Below are 15,798 nucleotides of genomic sequence, written 5' to 3'. Positions count from 1 at the left end.
TACATGACATATAGATATAACTTTAGAACTTGAAGCCTTCCAAGGAGTCGCCATGAGCCAGCAAGCCCTGCCCCCCAGTTGGCAGCACGTGGGCCGCCACGCGGTGTTCCCCGATAGCGCACTGGATGACACCGCCCGCTTCGACTTCCTGGCCAACCTCAATGGCTACCTGGCCACCCAGCTCAGCCCCAAGGTCAAGCTGGCCTACGAGCAGCGGGTGAAGCCGGCGTTCGAGAAGGACAAGGGCCGCGCCCCGGAAACCCGTCACGAAGTGCGCAAGGCGATGGCCGGCGATGCGATCTACCAGACCTGGAGCGCCCTGCGCCGCAGCAGCATGGAAATGCGTCAGCAGGCCGGTCGTGGTCTGGTGCTCAAGCAGGTGGACGCGCTGATCGACAAGACCCGCGCACTCAACGCCAGCGACGATGGCCTGCAGCTGGATGCCTCGGTGAAGGTGCCGCGCTATTCCAGCGCGGTGGACATCCACTGCATGCCCGGCGGTTACCACACCGAGCTGCTGGCCGATGACGTATCGGCGGCCGCCAACTACGACTGCGGCATCTTCGCCACCACCGGCGGCATGCTCGGCCGTTACAACGATGGCGGTGGCCAGGCGCTGGCGCAGTGGCTGAAGGAGGAACACCCCGGCTTCAAGCCGCGTCGTATCCTCGATATCGGCTGCACCGTCGGCCACAACATCGTGCCGCTGGCACAGGCCTTCCCGGATGCCGAGGTGATCGCCATCGACGTGGCCGCACCGATGCTGCGCTACGCCCATGCGCGCGCCCGTGCCCTGGGGGTGAACAACATCAGCTTCCGCCAGGCCAATGGTGAAGCGCTGGACTATGCGGACGGTTCCTTCGACCTGATCACCACCGCCATGTTCTGGCACGAAAGCTCGGCCACGGCGATGCCGCGCAAGCTGCGCGAGATCCACCGCCTGCTGGCGTCCGGCGGCCTCACCGCCCACCTGGAGCAGCCGCAGTACCACGGCATGGACCCCTACGAGCAGTTCATCCGCGACTGGGATGCGTACAACAACAACGAGCCGTTCTGGAGCGTGATGCACGAGTACGACCTGCGCCAGATGATGGCCGCGGCCGGCTTCGATGCCGAGCGTTATTTCGAAACCAAGGTCCGCGGCGTGGTCGATAGGGACATCTTCCCGGTGGCCAGCGAAAGCGGCGAAGACCACGGCCGCGCTGCGCTGTGGACCATGTTTGGAGCCTGGAAAGCATGAGCATCGATCCGATCGCCCTGGCCGGCAGCCGCGCCCGCGGCAAGCGTCCGTACTTCTTCAAGGACCCGGACGTGGAGCGCGTGCTGTCCATTGCCATGGCCATCGCCATGGAAAACGCCGTCACCCACCAGCGCCTGGATGCGCTGGAACGCTTGATCGAACAGAAGGGCCTGCTCAGCCGCGAGGAACTGGACCAGTTCCGCCCGGACCGTGAGGCCGAAGCCCAGCGCACGCTGTGGATGAAGGAATACATCGCCCGGGTGCTGCGCATCGTGCAGCAGGAGACCGAGGCCTTGGAAGGCGGTGCTATGGACGTGCCGATGGAAGAAGTGATGGACGCGCTTCGCAACGAATGAGGCCCTGCCTCAACTGATGACATCAACACGACCCACAAGGAAACCGCAATGCCGAACATGCAACTGCACCTGCCGCTGCTGGCCCGCCACGAAGGCGTCTGGGATGGCGTCTACCGCTACTACGACGCCAACGGCGACAAGATCGACGAACACAAGTCGCGCCTGATCTGCCGCTTCCCGGCCGATGAAAACCTGCCCTACCACCAGACCAACCACTACAGCTGGGCCGACGGCAAGGTGGAAGTGCGCGACTTCCCGACCCGCTACGAGTTTGGCCGCGTCATCTTCGACAACGAGCTGATCTACGGCTGGGCCGCCGAAGTGCCGCTGGATGACTACCACCGCACGGTGATGCTGTACTGGAAGCGCAAGGGCGAGGAAGGCCTGGAGCTGTACGAAATGATCCAGCTTTCCGACTGCGGCCAGCTGCGCAACCGCATCTGGCATTGGTACAAGAATGGCGTACTGGTACAGCGCACGCTGATCGACGAAAAGTTCGTCAGCCGCGACTGGCAGAAGATCAAGGGCGAGAGCTTCAACGGCGACCCGATCTGACTTCGCAACTGAAATGATGACTCGGGGCGCCAAGGCGCCCCGAGTTTGTTGCGGCTGTGCAGCGCTGGAGTTTGCGATTGCAGCGGTGAAGCCCTTCACGCAGCCCGCGACTGCAGCTGTGAAGCCCCTCTCCCGCTCGCGGGAGAGGGGTTGGGGTGAGGGGAAGCTTCTAGCGAGCAGACCCAAGGCCTTTAAAGCTTTAAAAGCTCCCCTCATCCGCCCCTTCGGGGCACCTTCTCCCGCAAGCGGGAGAAGGGATCAAGAACAACAGCAACAGCACAAGCAACAGCACAAGCAACTGCACAAGCAACTGCACAAGCAACTGCACAAGCAACTGCACAAGCAACTGCACAAGCAACTGCAACCAATATGATCCAGGCTATTAACCACCGAGGTACCCAATGAGCAACACCCGCAGACATTTCCTGGGCAGTGCCGCCGGCCTGGCCGCACTGGGCGCAGTCGGCCCGTCCCTGCTGGGTGCCTCGGCACCGGCACAAGCCGCAATGGGCAAGGGCCCGGATGCGCTCAACGAACGCACCGATGGCACCTACGCCACGGTTGAACTGGCCAAGCCCGCCTGGACCCTGGGCCTGGTGCAGTCGCGCGTACACAGCTTCGACGCCAAGGAATGGAAGGCCGGCACCAAGCGCAACCTGGCGCATATGCTCGAGCTCATCGACAAGGCGCATTACCACGCCAAGCCCGACCTGCTGCAGTTCCACGAATTCCCGCTCACCGGCTGGCGCAAGTGGACCCGCGATGAAATCCTCAAGTTCGCCATCACCATCCCCGGCGAAGAAACCGAGGCCATCGCCGCCAAGGCACGCCAATACGCCACCTGGATCGTGTTCGGCGCCTATGCCACCGACCCTGATTGGCCGGGCCATGTGCTGTCCATCACCACGATCATGAACGACAAGGGCGAGATCGTGGACAAGCACTGGAAGGCACGCAACCTCAAGGGCGCCTTCCCGGACTTCGAACTGTTCACCACCACGACGTACGACGTGCTCGACCGCTACGTGGAAATGTACGGCCGCGATGCCGTCGTGCCGGTCACCCGCACGCCACTGGGCAATATCTGCACCAGCTCCACCCAGCGTGAGCCGGAACTGTTCCGGGCGATGGCGTTCAAGGGTGCCGAAGTGTTCCTGCGTACCGCCTCCGGCGGCTTCTCGGACATGGATATCGCCGCCTGCGCGATGTACAACGGCGTCTACTCCTCCATCGTCAACAACTCGATCTCGCCGGACAACGGTCCCTATTTCGACGATCCGGGCTCAGGCGGCACCGCGCTGTACGATCCCAGTGGCAAGATCGTCGCCGAAGCACAGAGCAAGGAAGAAACCCTGGTGCTGGGCCGCGTGCCGATCGCCGAGTTGCGCGCGCGCAAGCGCCAACCTGTCGTGCACATGGACCTGTTCCGCGACGTCTACGACACCTACCAGAACGCCTATCCGCCGAACCTGTGGTCGGAGTACCTGCCTACTTCGCTGGAAGATGCGGCGCGTTACATCCGCGGCAAGTCACGCTGGAAGTAAGCTGAACCGATGACGGCGCCGCAAGGCGCCGTTGCTTCATCCGGCGCCACCGCTGATTTCAGCCGATCGAACCCAAGCAGCTTCGTACCGCAGCGCGCGGTTCGGCCCACAGCCACTCCAGCTCACAAGCAGGTGACACGGCACGGATCAAACTGAGCGTCGGTTCTGCAACGACGGAGTTGTTAATGCCAACCGTCTTCCATCTCGGCCTGCTGCTGTGCTGGGCCGTGGTGCTTGGCTATTGGGCCATCACCGCGCTGCGCGCCAAACCGGTGAGCCGCAACGAATCGCGGGCACGGCAGTTCCTGGCGTACTGGCTGCCGTTGCTCATCGCGGTACTGCTGCTCGGTCCGGGCCAATGGTTCGGCCACAGCTGGCTGCGTGAGCAGTTCGTACCGCACTCCTTGCCGATCTACACCTTGGGCCTGCTGCTGTGTATGGCAGGTGCCGCACTCGCGCTGTGGTCGCGCTGGCAGCTGGGCCGCAACTGGAGCGGCAATGTGCAGATCAAGCAGGCACACGAGCTGATCAGCAGCGGGCCGTATGCACATGTGCGCAACCCCATCTACAGCGGCTTCCTGCTGATGTTCAGCGGCACCGCGTTGATGGCTGGCGATTGGCGCGGGGTGATCGCCGTGGCAATCGTGTTCGCCTCGTTCTGGGTCAAACTGCGGCAGGAAGAGCGCTTCCTCGCAGCCCACTTCGGGCCCGCCTACAGTGCCTATGCGGCACGCACCAAACGCCTGATTCCCGGTCTGCTGTAAGGCCTCAGGCGCCGCGCTCCGTGTCATCCTCACTACCGCGTCCTGCGCCGTAACCCAGTCCGGCGCCCATGCCCATGCCGGCACCCATCCCGCCCATGCCACCGCCGGCACCGCCGCCTTTGCCACCACCCGCGGCGTCCTTGTCGGCGCCTTTGCCCGCGCTCTTGTTGCCGCCACCGCTGCCCGCCGGCCGCAGCGGCCCTTGCCGGGGAATGGCGACGGCAGCCGGTATCACCTCCAGGTCCAGCACGCTGCGGACGAAGTCGCGCAGTGACACCACCAGTTCAGCGGTATGGATCGGCCGACCCTCGACCATATCGGTGGCAGCGCGCGCGGCCAGCCGCACCTGCTCCTCGGTGCCCAGCAGGATCACGTCCGACAGCGCCGCCTCCACCGCATCGCGGATGCGCCGCGCCCGCTCACCCGCCTCGCCTGGATCCGGGCTTGGCAACAGCAGGGCACCGTCGGCGGTCGTAGCGGTCTGTCCCTGCGCCAGTTCGGCGGCACGTCGGCGCAGATCGCGCAGGTGGCTGGGGTCAACGCTGAGATCACCTGTAAAGGAACCGCCCAAGGTCTTGTAGGCCGCAATCAGGGTTTTCAGCCGTTCGTTGATCTGGCGATTGGCGGCTTCGCGCTTCTGCTGCACCGCCTGCATCACCAGCAAGCGAATGCCGACGCCGATCAGGGTGATGATCGCCAGCCCCACCAGCGTCGACAGCAGGCCCTGCCAGGAACTGAAATCCAGACCACGCATCCGCGCACCCGTTGCTGCAGGCGCACATGTGCGCCGGGACCTTCATCGTACCGGCAGCATGCCAATCCCCACCAACGGCACAGCCACTGCAGTGGGCGGACGCGGTATCGTGTCGCCCTCTTCTTGTCCTAGAACCCGCCGATGCCCAGCACGTCTCCCGCCCCGGCCACCGCCCCTTCGCAGAAACTGGAACGCGCGCTCAAGCCGCGCCAGCTGATCATGATGGGGCTGGGCAGCGCCATCGGTGCCGGCCTGTTCCTGGGCTCGGGCGTGGGCATCCAGGCCGCGGGCCCGGCGGTACTGATCTCCTACCTGGTGGCCGGCACCCTGGTCATCATCATGATGCACGCCATGGGCGAGATGGCCGCCGCACGGCCCGCCAGCGGCGCATTCTCGGTCTACGCCGCCGATGCCCTGGGTGCCACTGCCGGCGCCACCGTCGGCTGGTTGTGGTGGGCGCAGCTGGTGGTGGTGATCGCCGCCGAATCCGTCGGCGCGGCCGGTCTGCTCAGTACGGTCTGGCCGCAATTGTCGGTACCGCTGACCTCGCTGGCATTCATGGTGGTGTTCACCGCCATCAACCTGCTGGGAGTGCGCAATTACGGCGAGTTCGAGTTCTGGTTCGCCATCCTCAAGGTCGGCGCCATCATCGCCTTCATCCTGATCGGCATCGCGCTGCTGCTGGGCCTGCTGCCCAATGTGCCTTCGCCCGGTCTGGCCAACATCACCGGCCATGAAGGTTTCATGCCCAAGGGCCTGGCCGGCATCGGCGCGGCGCTGCTGGTGGTGATCTTCGCCTTTGGCGGCACCGAGATCGTGGCCGTGGCCGCGGCCGAAACCCAGGACCCGGAACGCAGCCTGGCCCGTGCCATCCGTACCGTGGCCTGGCGCATCCTGGTGTTCTACATCGGCTCGATCGGCGTGATCATCGCCGTGGTGCCGTGGAACAGCCCCACCCTCAAATCGCCGTTCGCCGCCGTGCTGCAGGTCGCCAACATCCCCGGCGCGGCCACTGCCATCACCTTGATCGCGGTGATCGCCCTGCTGTCGGCGCTGAACGCCAACCTGTACGGCGCCTCGCGGATGATCTATTCGCTGGCTGAACGGGGCGAGGCCCCGCGCTGGCTGGGCCTGACCAATACCCGTCAGGTGCCGGTGCTGGCGGTGATGGCCAGTGTGCTGTTCGGCTTTGCCGCCACCGTGCTGGAACTGGTGTTCCCGGACAAGGTGCTGCCGGTGCTGCTCAACGTGGTCGGCTCCACCTGCCTGCTGGTGTGGACCATCACCCTGGTCTCGCAGCTGATCCTGCGCCGTCGCGCCGAGCGCCTGGGCACGCCGCTGCCGTTCCGCATGGCCGGCTTCCCCTACCTGACGGTGCTGGCGCTGGCGATCCTGGGGCTGATCTTCGTGCTGCTGCTGAGCACCCCGGAAACCCGCCTGCAGTTCCTCTCGATGGCCGCCTTCACCGCTTTCATTGCGCTGTGCAGCGGCTTGGCAAGGAAGACCCGCCGCGCTTGACCATGCCAAATCAGCTGGGATTACAGCCCATCGCCACGATGGGCTTGTTTTAACGGGAAACTAACGGCAGGCTGCGCCCATCCGAGGCCAGTCATGCCGATCACAGACCCCCGCGTAGATACCTACATCGCCGATGCCGCCGCTTTCGCGCAGCCGATCCTGCGCGAGATCCGCCAGCGCGTGCACAACGGCTGCACCGCGGTGGAAGAGGCCATCAAATGGGGCATGCCGGCCTTCCTGTACAACGGCAAGCTGCTCTGTGGCATGGCGGCATTCAAGGCGCACGCCACGCTGGGGTTCTGGCAGCGCGAGGCGGGTAGCGGCGATGACTCGGCGATGGGCCAGTACGGCCGCCTGCAGTCGCTCCGCGACCTGCCCGGCAAGCGCGAGTTCACCCGCCAGCTACATGCCGCCATGCAACGTATCGATGCTGGCGTAACCCGCCCGCGGGCAACCCCACGAGCGCCCCTGCCAATGCCTCCGGCTTTTGCCGAGGCGCTGGCCGGTGCGGCGGCCGCCAAGGCACAGTTTGAATCGTTTCCCCCTGGATACCAACGCGACTATCTGGAATGGATAGGCGAGGCCAAACGCGAAAGTACCCGCCAGCGGCGTATCGCCCAGGCCATTGAGTGGTTGTCCGACGGCAAGCGACGCCATTGGAAACATGAGACACATTGACGTGGGACGCGCCAACGATTCCACTTCCCCCAAATATCCCCCAATCAGCCCTGTTGCTACGCCATGATCGACCTAGAAAGCCTCATCCAGCGCTCCATCGACCCTGCATCCGTCAGGCTGGAAGGTACCCTGACAAATCCGCCGTCGTTCGGCGTGTATGCCATCGAGAACATCGATGACGGCAGCACCCATTACCGCTTCGGCAATCATCCGGTGCGCATGCACGAACTGGAGGACAAGTTCGGCAGCGCCGAGCTGGAGTACCTGTTCCTTAGCCGTGAAGACGCCGCTGCGATGACTTCGGCCCTGAACCGCCCCGAAGCGGACTGAACAAGCCGAGGTAGCGCCGAGCCATGCTCGGCCGAGGCATTGCCGTGTAGTGCCGAGCCATGCGCGGCAGGGCCGTTGCCGGTGAATCCTCTTGCCGAGCATGGCTCGGCACTACATTTCGTTGCACCGGTGAGGCCCCTTGCCGCGCATCGCTCGGCGCTAGAATCGTGCGGGTTCTTGATATTAGTCATCGATAAAGCAGGCCCGCTGCGCGGAACATGGAACTACCCCCGAAGCCGGATAGTTCGCACCATGCTCAGCCCCACCCAACGCGACCTGATCAAAGCCACCGTCCCCTTGCTGGAGACCGGCGGCGAAGCGCTGACCAAGCATTTCTATGGCCGGATGCTGAGCCAGAGCGACGTCGCGCGCCCGCTGTTCAACCCCTCGCACCAGAGCAGCGGGGACCAGCCGCGTGCGCTGGCCAACTCGGTGCTGATGTATGCCAAGCACATCGACCGCCTGGAAGCGCTGGGTCCGCTGGTGGGTCAGATCGTCAACAAGCACGTTGCCCTGCAGATCCTGCCGGAGCACTACCCGATCGTCGGCCACCACCTGCTGGCCTCGATCCGCGAAGTACTGGGCCCGGACGTGGCCACCGACGAGATCATCGACGCCTGGGGCGCGGCCTACCAGATGTTGGCCGACCTGCTGATCGGCGCCGAAGAAGAAGTCTACGCCGCCAATGAGAAGGCCCCCGGCGGCTGGCGCGGTGCGCGTACTTTCCGGGTTGCCGAGAAGGTGCCAGAGAGCGCGGAAATCACCTCTTTCCACCTGGTACCGGTTGATGGCGGTGCGGTGGTGGACTTCAAGCCTGGCCAGTACATCGGCATGAAGCTGGAACTCGACGGCGAAGAAACCCGCCGCAACTATTCACTGTCGCGCGCAGCCAACGGCGTCGGCTACCGCATCAGCGTCAAGCGCGAAGGCAACGGCAAGGTGTCCAACCATCTGCACGACAAGGTACAGGTCGGCGACACACTGGAGTTGTTCGCCCCCGCCGGCGATTTCACCCTGGTTGCCGGCGAGCGCCCGATCGCCCTGATCAGCGGCGGCGTCGGCATCACCCCGACCCTGCCGATGCTGGAGCAGGCACTGGCCAGCGGCCGCCAGGTGCATTTCATCCATTGCGCACGCAATGGCCAGGTGCATGCGTTCCGCGAGTTCATCGCCGACCAGCAGAAACAGCACCCGCAGCTGCGCAGCTACACCTGCTACAGCGAGGCGCTGCCGGGTGATGCTGGCGACGCGGAGGGTTTCCTCAGCCGTGAACTGCTGGAGCAGTGGCTGCCAGCCGAGCGCGATATGGACGCCTACTTCCTCGGCCCGAAGCCGTTCATGGCGCAGGTGAAGAAGCTGCTGCGCGAAGTCGGCGTACCGGAAGCGCAGAGCCGTTACGAATTCTTCGGCCCGGCCGCTGCGCTGGAAGCCTGAGCGGCGCAGCCGCAAACGTGTGCGAGGTAGGAGGCCGGCGGGGAGACCCGCCGGTCTTCTTTGTTGTGGCGGCTACGCAAGCGCGGGCGGCAGCGCTAGGATGCGGCATCGCTCACTGCCCGGGGGAAATGCATGAACGTCTATGCCGTAGTGTTGGCCGCTGTATCGAGTTTCCTGCTGGGCGGCTTGTGGTACTCACCCGTCCTGTTCGGTCGTGCCTGGAACCGCGAGAATGGTGGTGAAGTCCCACAAGGGCATCCGGGCAAGGTGTTCGGCGTGGCCTTCGTGTTCTCGCTGCTGGCAGCGTTCGCCTTCGCCTGGTTTGTCGGTCCGCAGCCTGAGCTGCGCAAGGCCCTGCTATGCGGGCTGGTGGCCGGCTTCGGGATGGTCGCGGCCAGCTTCGGCATCAACTATCAATTTGCCCAGCGCAGCGGAAAGTTGTGGGCGATTGATGGTGGTTACCACACCGTACAGTTCGTGCTGTTCGGCCTGATCCTCGGCCTGTGGCACTAAGCCAGCACTAACAGCCGCCGCTGTTGCTGTTGCTGTTGCTGTTGCTGTTGCTGTTGCTGTTGCTGTTGCTGTTGCTGTTGCTGTTGCTGTTGCTGTTGCTCTAGCCCCCTCCCTTTGCCGCAGGCAAGGGGAGGGCTGGGGAGGGGTAGCCTTTGCCTTTGCAGTTGCCTTTGCCTTTGCAGTTGCCTCTGCAGTTGCCTCTGCTTTTGATCTACCGGGCCCCTTCCGCAGCGACGGAGCTGACGGACAAGACCCCGCACGGGGCGACGTGCAGGACGCACGTCGTTTTTCGACGATACAAGGATGTATCGTCGAAAAATCCCGGCAGCGGAGTGGACCTGGAGCGCATCGCGCGGAAGGCGCGTAGGCAGGGTGTGCTTTCTTTGGGCCACCTTTCTTTGCACAAGCAAAGAAAGGTGCGCTCGCGCGCCGAAGGCGGGCGAAAGCTCTGCACTTGCTCTGCACTTGCTTTGGCTTTGGCTTTGGCAGCAACAGCTGAAGCCAGGGCTTTCTCTCCCCTTCGGGGAGCGAGTTACTTTTCTTTGCTTGTGCAAAGAAAAGATAACCCAAAGAAAGCACACCCTGCCTCCGCGCCCACGCCGCTACGCGACGCGGGTCCACTCCGCCAGCGGGATTTTTCGACACGACATCCCTGTCGTGGCGAAAAACGACGTGCATCCATGCACGTCGCCCTTCGGGTTCTTCCCACTGGCTCCGTCGCTGCGGAAGGGGCCCGGTAAATCAAAGGCAGGAACAAGAGCAACGGCTAGAACAACCGCAACTGCAAAAGCTACCCCTCCCCAGCCCTCCCCTCCGCTTAGCGCAAGGGAGGGAGCGAAGCAGCGAAGCGGTGTTACGCCAGGTTTGCGCGTAGCCAGCGCATCACTGTTTCAACTACACCCAGCTTTTGCGGCACGTCCAAAGCAATTGCACGCGCAAAACCATCGGCGTTTCGAATGAACGTCTGGCGCGCGATACGCTGCGCCTGCTGCACCGTCGACTGCTGCCTGCGCAACTGCACGATCTGCACCGACGGCCGGCCCGGCGGCGCGAACTTCTGGTAGCGGCGCAGCTCGTCGGCAACCAGACCCACGTCGTTGTCTGCCTTGAGCTGACTCTCACCGGCCAACAACAGCTGTTCCAGCGCCGAACCTGCGACAGTCAGTACATCGCCATCGGCGATGAACATCGCGTGCGTCCCCAACAGCGCCAGTGCGCCATCGCGGTGCTGCAGTCGCTGCAGCTGCTGTGTCCACGGGAAAGTTGCGGGAGGGGTAGCCATGGCAGCCTGGAATAGTGGGAGGTGGCGAACTTTACGAGGTGGAACGGGGATGTTCCAGCGAAGAGTTTTCTCCCCTCTTTCCCCTTTCCCCTCTCCCCAACCCCTCTCCCGCAAGGGGAGAGGGGCTAGGATCCTGCACATTGAAGCATCGCTTGAAAGTGCAGCTTTGCTTCAAGCCCCTCTACCCTTGCGGGGTGAAAGGGGCCTGCTGACGAACCGAAGGTTCGTGGCACCTCGAACGACCTTGCGCTCGCGCAAGGGCTGAGGCGCGGAGCGGGGGTTGGGGAGAGGGGTTGGAGGCAAGCCTCCTACCTCACCCAATCACCCGCTTGAACGGCGGCAGGGAATCAATGATGCGCTTGCCATACCGGCGCGTCAGCAGACGCGAATCCAGGATGATCACCCGCCCGGTATCGGTGGAGGTGCGGATCAAACGACCCGAAAACTGGGTCAAGGTACGCAACGCATGCGGGATCGCGATCAGGTTGAACGAGTTCAAGCCGCGGCTCTCGAACCACTCGCTCAAGGTCGAGGTCTGCGGATCGGTAGGCACCGCGAACGGCACCTGGGTGATAACCACCGTGGTGCAGGCCTCGCCCGGCAGGTCGAGGCCCTCGCCAAACGAGTTCAGGCCAAACAACACCGAGCCCTCGCCCGCCGCCGTGCGCTTGATGTGCTCGTCGATCATCTTCTGCTTGGCACCGTCGCCCTGCACCAGGATCTTCTTGCGCAGCGAGGCCGGCATCAGCTCGGCCACCTTCTCCATCTTCCAGCGCGAGGTGAACAACACCATGCTGCCCTTGTCCCAATCCAGCTCGGCCACCAGGTACTTGGCCACTTCCTTGGGATGGCGCTCGCGGTCATCCGGCGTCACCGGGAACTGCGGCACGATCAGCTCGGCCTGGTTGGGCAGGTCGAACGGCGACGCCAGCGACACCATCTCCGCTTCCTCGGGAATGCCGTTGTCGATCGCCAATGACTGGAAATCACCGCCGCCGGTCAGCGTCGCCGAGGTCATCACCACCGAGTCCACTTCGTCCCACAGCAGCTTGCGCAGCACCATCGCCGCCGATACCGGCGAGCAATGCAGGATGTAGTCACCATCGCGTGACATGGTCACCCAGCGCGCGATCGGCGGCTGGCCCTCCTTGTCCTCGCGGCGCCAGCCGGCCCACAGGTTGTATTGCTGTTCGACCATTTCCTGGGCCATGCCCAGGTTGCGCTGCAGCCGCTCGACCGCCGGATCATCCTGCTTGCCCTTGGCCACCGCCGAAGCCGCCGCCGTTGCCCAGTTGAGCAGGGTGCGGGTTTCATCGGCCAGCACTTCGATCGGCTGGCGCCAGGACTCAGGCAGGCGGCCATTGGCAGCGCGCCACATCGGCTCGCGCTCATCGGGCTGCGGAATCCAGACGTTGCCGATGTCGTCGCGGAACGCCTTGAGCAGCTTGCTCACGCGCGAGGCCACATCGATGGCCTCATTTGGCAGCAGGTTGCCGATCTTGTCCTTGTCCACCGCGCGGTAGGCGCCGGCAATCAGGATCTGCAGGCGACCGGTACGCTTGGCCATGTCGTCCAGTGGCAGGTTGGCCGCGCCCTGGTCGATGGCGACGTTGCCGATATGGTGGCCTTCGTCCAGCACCAGCAGCATGTCGCCCGGCGGCGCGATCAGCGGCTGGCCACTGTCGCTGTCGCCCAAGGACAGCGCCGACAACAGCAGCGCATGGTTGGTGACGATGATCTGCGCGTCGCGCACTTCGGTACGCGCACGCAGCACCGGGCATTGCGCCGAATACGCGCAGCGGCGGCCGGCGCAGGCCGAGGCCGGCGTGGTGATGCGCATGCGCAATGTGGGGGTGACATTCTCCGGCGCATTGTCCAGGTCGCCGTTCCAGCGGCCTTCGATGAAGGCCTTGGTCAGCTTCTCGGCAACGTCCATTTCAATCGGTGCCAACGGCCGGTCATAGAGCTGCACGTCGTCGCCGAACATGCCCTCCTGCACGCCCTCGCCCTGTGCTTCGGCGGCGTTGCGCGTGCACAGGTAGCGGGTGCGGCCCTTGGCCAGCGCCACGGTGGCCTGCAGGCCGGTGGACTTGAGGAAGTTGGGGATATCGCGTTCGACCAGCTGCGACTGCAGGGCCACGGTGCCGGTGCTGATCACCAGCTTCTTCTTGCTGGCCAGCGCGATCGGCACGCCGGCAGTGAGATAGCCCAGGCTCTTGCCGACGCCGGTGGGCGCTTCCACCACACCGACGCCGCCGGTGCCCAACGCGCGCGACACCACGCCGATCATCTGGCTCTGCGAGCGACGCGTACTGAACCCCGGGGTGTTCGCCTGCAGTTTGGCGTAGGCGTCACGGATGCCGGTTTTCAGGTCTTCGGTCAGCGTCCGTGGTGCTTCTACTTTTTCCGTCACGCCAATCTGCCAGCAGCTCAATCAAGGCGGGCATTTTCCCATACCCGCCCGCATTCACCGAATGCGTTGCGGGCTCAGGCTTTGCCGGGAGCCTGCGGCCGCCGCAGGGCTTGCACCACTGCCCAGGCCAGCATGATGTAGCCCGCCGCTTCCAGCAGCGACAAGCCGATATGGCCGATGCTGAGCAGCGTATTCATCGCACCGATGCCGGAATAATTGCCGCTGGCGATGAGCACCAGCGGAATTGCCGTCAGCCCGCCGCCTATCAAGGTGACAGCCAGCAACAGGGACAATGCCCCCAAGGCCACGCTGCGCACCTTGCCACGCGGGCTGTCGAGCAGCATCACCACGGCAACGCCCAGGGCAATCATGATCGGCAGTCGGTAGCCGATGGAGACCAGCAAGGTGCTCAGCAATTCAGTGGCGTCCATGTCCTGCCTCAGTCCGCGGTGACCAACAGCGCATCACGACCACGCAGTTCGGCGTAGATCGCATCGGTTTCCGGTCGCATGCCATGCCACTGCTGGAAGCTCTCGGCGGCCTGCTCGACCAGCATGCCCAGGCCATCGAAGCTGTTGCGGCACCCCGCCGCCCGCGCCCAGGCCAGGAATGGAATCGAGGCCTCGCCGTAATTCAGGTCCACCGCCGTGGTCATGCTGTTGACCAGCGACAGCGGCAGGTTGAAGCCGCTGCCCTCGCCGCGTGCGGCCGAGGTTGCATTGATGATCAGTTCGAAGTCGCCCTGCTCGCGCAGCGCGTCCCAGTACGCGGAGATGGCACGGCCGGGTTCGCTCATCGCATCGACCAGCGCATCGGCACGTTCGGGCGAGCGGTTGACCACGATCAGTTCGAGGATGCCGGCATCCAGCAAGGCCGGTGCCACGCCACGTGCGGCGCCACCGGCGCCCAGCAGCAGTACCCGGCGGCCGCGCAGGTCAAGGCCGTGACGGCCGGTGAGATCACGCACCAGGCCGATGCCGTCGGTGTTGTCGCCATGCCAACGATCCCCCTTGCGCAGCAGCGTATTGACCGCCCCGGCGCGGTGCGCGCGCGAGGTGGTGGTGGCACATAGCGCGAAGGCGGCTTCCTTGTGAGGCAGGGTCACGTTGGCACCCACGCCGCCATCGGCGGCAAAGGCTTCCAGTGCAGCGGCGAAATCTTCCGGCGAGGCTTCGATGGCGCGGTAATCCACCTCGATGCCATGTGCCTTGCCGAACGCGGACTGGATGCGCGGCGACTGCGAATGGGCGATGGGCTGGCCGAAAACTGCGTAGCGTGGAGCGCTCATTGTGATCCTCTGCATGACCTAGACTGGACGCGACCCTGCTGGCTGGACCCCTATGCGGACCCGACGTTTACTGCTCGCGCTGACCCTGAGTTTACCCTTTAGCCCCGTTGCCTCGGCGCTTTCCGAGTTCGGCATCGAAGGCATGGGGGTAGTTTCCACCCGCGCCGATGAAATCCGCGCAACGCTGTCAGCGGACGGGCAACGCATCATCTGGGCCAGCAACCGCGAAGGCGGTGCCGGCGGCTGGGACCTGTGGCAGGCGACGCTGCAGGACAAGCGCTGGATGGAGCCGCAGCCGTTGGCCGTGAACAGTGCCGCTGATGAGATCGATCCTTTCCTCAGCACCGATGGCCGCTGGCTGTACTTCGCCTCCAACCGCAAAGGCGGCCACGGCGGCTTTGATCTGTACCGGGCTGCCGTCGCCGCCGATGGCAGCCTGGGCCGACCGCAGAACCTGGGCCCTGCCGTGAACGGCAGGCAGGACGAACGCTCCCCTGCACAGGCCGACGATGGCCGGCTGTTGTTCTCCAGCAATCGGGGTGGTGGCAGCGGTGGCTGGGACCTGTGGCGTGCAGCGGCAGCCGGTGAGGGTTTTGCCGCACCTGTTGCCTTGGCCGGCATCAACACCGCTGCCGACGAGCTGGACGCGAGCTGGCTGGGTGGCGGCCGCGGCCTGGTGTTTGCCCGCGCCAACGCGTCAGGCGGCGCGCAGCTGTGGCTGTCGCAGTGCCGGCAGGGGCAATGGGGTGAGGCGACGCTGCTGGGACTGTCGTTCAACAGCGCTGACGGCGACACACGCGGCGCGGCGATTGATGCCAACAAGCCCGGCGAACTGGTGGTCAGCGGCAAGGCGCGTTCGCCCAAGGCCGGCGGCATGGATCTTTACCGGATGAAGGCACCGCTGGTTGATGGGGATGATTCTTGTCGGTGAGGTTTTACCGGCGGGGCAAGAGCAAAAGCTCCCCCCTCCCCGACCCTCCCCTTCGCTGCGCGAAAGAGAGGGGGCAGAAGCAACCCCTCCCCAACCCTCCCCTTGGCCGGGGGGGGCAGGGGGGGCGGCGAGCGGGCGGGCGGGAATTTGGCCGGGGGCGGGGAGAGCCCCCGCCCGTTGGGCGGCCGCGACGGGGAG

General features: G+C 64.7%; 16 protein-coding genes. 11 read left to right on the top strand and 5 right to left on the bottom strand.

Features of this window, described 5'->3' with window-relative positions; translation table 11 throughout:
• Window positions 1-52: 52 nt before the first annotated feature.
• From ACVOLQ_RS05270 to ACVOLQ_RS05250, 5 genes are all read left to right on the top strand, one after another.
• Window positions 53-1,240, top strand: a complete 1,188-nt coding sequence (locus tag ACVOLQ_RS05270) for a class I SAM-dependent methyltransferase (RefSeq protein WP_481527338.1) — start codon at window positions 53-55, stop codon at window positions 1,238-1,240.
• Window positions 1,237-1,596, top strand: a complete 360-nt coding sequence (locus ACVOLQ_RS05265) for a hypothetical protein (protein WP_293706676.1) — start codon at window positions 1,237-1,239, stop codon at window positions 1,594-1,596. The genes ACVOLQ_RS05270 and ACVOLQ_RS05265 overlap by 4 nt, the downstream gene beginning before the upstream one ends.
• A 48-nt stretch (window positions 1,597-1,644) precedes the next feature.
• Window positions 1,645-2,151, top strand: coding sequence for a hypothetical protein (locus ACVOLQ_RS05260; RefSeq protein WP_293706675.1), 507 nt, complete (start codon window positions 1,645-1,647; stop codon window positions 2,149-2,151).
• Window positions 2,152-2,552: 401 nt separating this feature from the next.
• Entirely contained in the window at window positions 2,553-3,695 is a 1,143-nt protein-coding gene (locus tag ACVOLQ_RS05255; protein ID WP_481527337.1) for a nitrilase-related carbon-nitrogen hydrolase, read from the top strand.
• A gap of 185 nt (window positions 3,696-3,880) precedes the next feature.
• Window positions 3,881-4,459 (top strand): methyltransferase family protein, encoded by a 579-nt coding sequence (locus tag ACVOLQ_RS05250; RefSeq protein WP_481527336.1) that lies wholly within the window; start codon window positions 3,881-3,883, stop codon window positions 4,457-4,459.
• Between the two features lie 4 nt (window positions 4,460-4,463).
• Here ACVOLQ_RS05250 and ACVOLQ_RS05245 read toward each other — a convergent pair whose 3' ends face one another.
• Window positions 4,464-5,213, bottom strand: coding sequence for a hypothetical protein (locus tag ACVOLQ_RS05245; protein WP_481527335.1), 750 nt, complete (start codon window positions 5,211-5,213; stop codon window positions 4,464-4,466).
• Between the two features lie 141 nt (window positions 5,214-5,354).
• On the opposite strand from ACVOLQ_RS05245, the gene ACVOLQ_RS05240 reads away from it, so the two are divergent.
• The 5 genes from ACVOLQ_RS05240 to ACVOLQ_RS05220 all read left to right on the top strand — a co-directional run bounded on the left by ACVOLQ_RS05240 (window position 5,355) and on the right by ACVOLQ_RS05220 (window position 9,686).
• Complete coding sequence (locus ACVOLQ_RS05240) at window positions 5,355-6,731, top strand: amino acid permease (RefSeq protein WP_481527334.1); 1,377 nt, start codon at window positions 5,355-5,357, stop codon at window positions 6,729-6,731.
• A 93-nt stretch (window positions 6,732-6,824) separates the two neighbouring features.
• Window positions 6,825-7,409 carry a YdeI/OmpD-associated family protein gene (locus tag ACVOLQ_RS05235; protein ID WP_481527333.1) on the top strand — a complete coding sequence of 195 codons (585 nt, stop codon included), beginning with the start codon at window positions 6,825-6,827 and terminating at the stop codon, window positions 7,407-7,409.
• Between the two features lie 63 nt (window positions 7,410-7,472).
• A complete protein-coding gene (locus ACVOLQ_RS05230; RefSeq protein ID WP_313171323.1) occupies window positions 7,473-7,739 on the top strand; it encodes a hypothetical protein in 267 nt (88 codons plus the stop codon).
• Between the two features lie 252 nt (window positions 7,740-7,991).
• On the top strand, window positions 7,992-9,173 hold the full coding sequence (gene hmpA, locus ACVOLQ_RS05225) for an NO-inducible flavohemoprotein (RefSeq protein WP_481527332.1): 1,182 nt from the start codon (window positions 7,992-7,994) through the stop codon (window positions 9,171-9,173).
• Window positions 9,174-9,305: 132 nt separating this feature from the next.
• Entirely contained in the window at window positions 9,306-9,686 is a 381-nt protein-coding gene (locus ACVOLQ_RS05220) for a DUF1761 domain-containing protein (RefSeq protein WP_481527331.1), read from the top strand.
• 853 nt (window positions 9,687-10,539) lie between these two features.
• Here the strand turns inward: ACVOLQ_RS05220 and ACVOLQ_RS05215 are convergent.
• The 4 genes from ACVOLQ_RS05215 to aroE form a co-directional block, all read right to left on the bottom strand.
• Window positions 10,540-10,968, bottom strand: coding sequence for a hypothetical protein (locus tag ACVOLQ_RS05215; RefSeq protein WP_313171326.1), 429 nt, complete (start codon window positions 10,966-10,968; stop codon window positions 10,540-10,542).
• Window positions 10,969-11,281: 313 nt separating this feature from the next.
• Window positions 11,282-13,381, bottom strand: coding sequence for an ATP-dependent DNA helicase DinG (gene dinG, locus ACVOLQ_RS05210; protein ID WP_481527330.1), 2,100 nt, complete (start codon window positions 13,379-13,381; stop codon window positions 11,282-11,284).
• Window positions 13,382-13,455: 74 nt separating this feature from the next.
• Window positions 13,456-13,812 carry a hypothetical protein gene (locus ACVOLQ_RS05205; protein WP_313171328.1) on the bottom strand — a complete coding sequence of 119 codons (357 nt, stop codon included), beginning with the start codon at window positions 13,810-13,812 and terminating at the stop codon, window positions 13,456-13,458.
• Between the two features lie 8 nt (window positions 13,813-13,820).
• The gene (gene aroE / locus ACVOLQ_RS05200; protein WP_313171329.1) at window positions 13,821-14,669 is read right to left on the bottom strand and encodes a shikimate dehydrogenase; all 849 of its coding nucleotides are present in this window, start codon (window positions 14,667-14,669) and stop codon (window positions 13,821-13,823) included.
• 52 nt (window positions 14,670-14,721) lie between these two features.
• Between aroE and ACVOLQ_RS05195 the strand changes: the two genes are divergently transcribed.
• A complete protein-coding gene (locus ACVOLQ_RS05195) occupies window positions 14,722-15,600 on the top strand; it encodes a TolB family protein (RefSeq protein WP_481527329.1) in 879 nt (292 codons plus the stop codon).
• Window positions 15,601-15,798 lie beyond the last annotated feature (198 nt).

The sequence above is a fragment of the Stenotrophomonas sp. STEN031 genome, from assembly GCF_056759975.1.
This window is presented reverse-complemented; position numbering and strand designations above follow the sequence as displayed.

Bases quoted from the DNA above. Each gene is read 5' to 3' on its own strand.
- ACVOLQ_RS05270 (WP_481527338.1), top strand. From the start codon at position 53: ATGAGCCAGCAAGCCCTGCCCCCCAGTTGGCAGCACGTGGGCCGCCAC.
- ACVOLQ_RS05265 (WP_293706676.1), top strand. From the start codon at position 1,237: ATGAGCATCGATCCGATCGCCCTGGCCGGCAGCCGCGCCCGCGGCAAG.
- ACVOLQ_RS05260 (WP_293706675.1), top strand. From the start codon at position 1,645: ATGCCGAACATGCAACTGCACCTGCCGCTGCTGGCCCGCCACGAAGGC.
- ACVOLQ_RS05255 (WP_481527337.1), top strand. From the start codon at position 2,553: ATGAGCAACACCCGCAGACATTTCCTGGGCAGTGCCGCCGGCCTGGCC.
- ACVOLQ_RS05250 (WP_481527336.1), top strand. From the start codon at position 3,881: ATGCCAACCGTCTTCCATCTCGGCCTGCTGCTGTGCTGGGCCGTGGTG.
- ACVOLQ_RS05245 (WP_481527335.1), bottom strand. From the start codon at position 5,213: ATGCGTGGTCTGGATTTCAGTTCCTGGCAGGGCCTGCTGTCGACGCTG.
- ACVOLQ_RS05240 (WP_481527334.1), top strand. From the start codon at position 5,355: ATGCCCAGCACGTCTCCCGCCCCGGCCACCGCCCCTTCGCAGAAACTG.
- ACVOLQ_RS05235 (WP_481527333.1), top strand. From the start codon at position 6,825: ATGCCGATCACAGACCCCCGCGTAGATACCTACATCGCCGATGCCGCC.
- ACVOLQ_RS05230 (WP_313171323.1), top strand. From the start codon at position 7,473: ATGATCGACCTAGAAAGCCTCATCCAGCGCTCCATCGACCCTGCATCC.
- hmpA (WP_481527332.1), top strand. From the start codon at position 7,992: ATGCTCAGCCCCACCCAACGCGACCTGATCAAAGCCACCGTCCCCTTG.
- ACVOLQ_RS05220 (WP_481527331.1), top strand. From the start codon at position 9,306: ATGAACGTCTATGCCGTAGTGTTGGCCGCTGTATCGAGTTTCCTGCTG.
- ACVOLQ_RS05215 (WP_313171326.1), bottom strand. From the start codon at position 10,968: ATGGCTACCCCTCCCGCAACTTTCCCGTGGACACAGCAGCTGCAGCGA.
- ACVOLQ_RS05205 (WP_313171328.1), bottom strand. From the start codon at position 13,812: ATGGACGCCACTGAATTGCTGAGCACCTTGCTGGTCTCCATCGGCTAC.
- aroE (WP_313171329.1), bottom strand. From the start codon at position 14,669: ATGAGCGCTCCACGCTACGCAGTTTTCGGCCAGCCCATCGCCCATTCG.
- ACVOLQ_RS05195 (WP_481527329.1), top strand. From the start codon at position 14,722: ATGCGGACCCGACGTTTACTGCTCGCGCTGACCCTGAGTTTACCCTTT.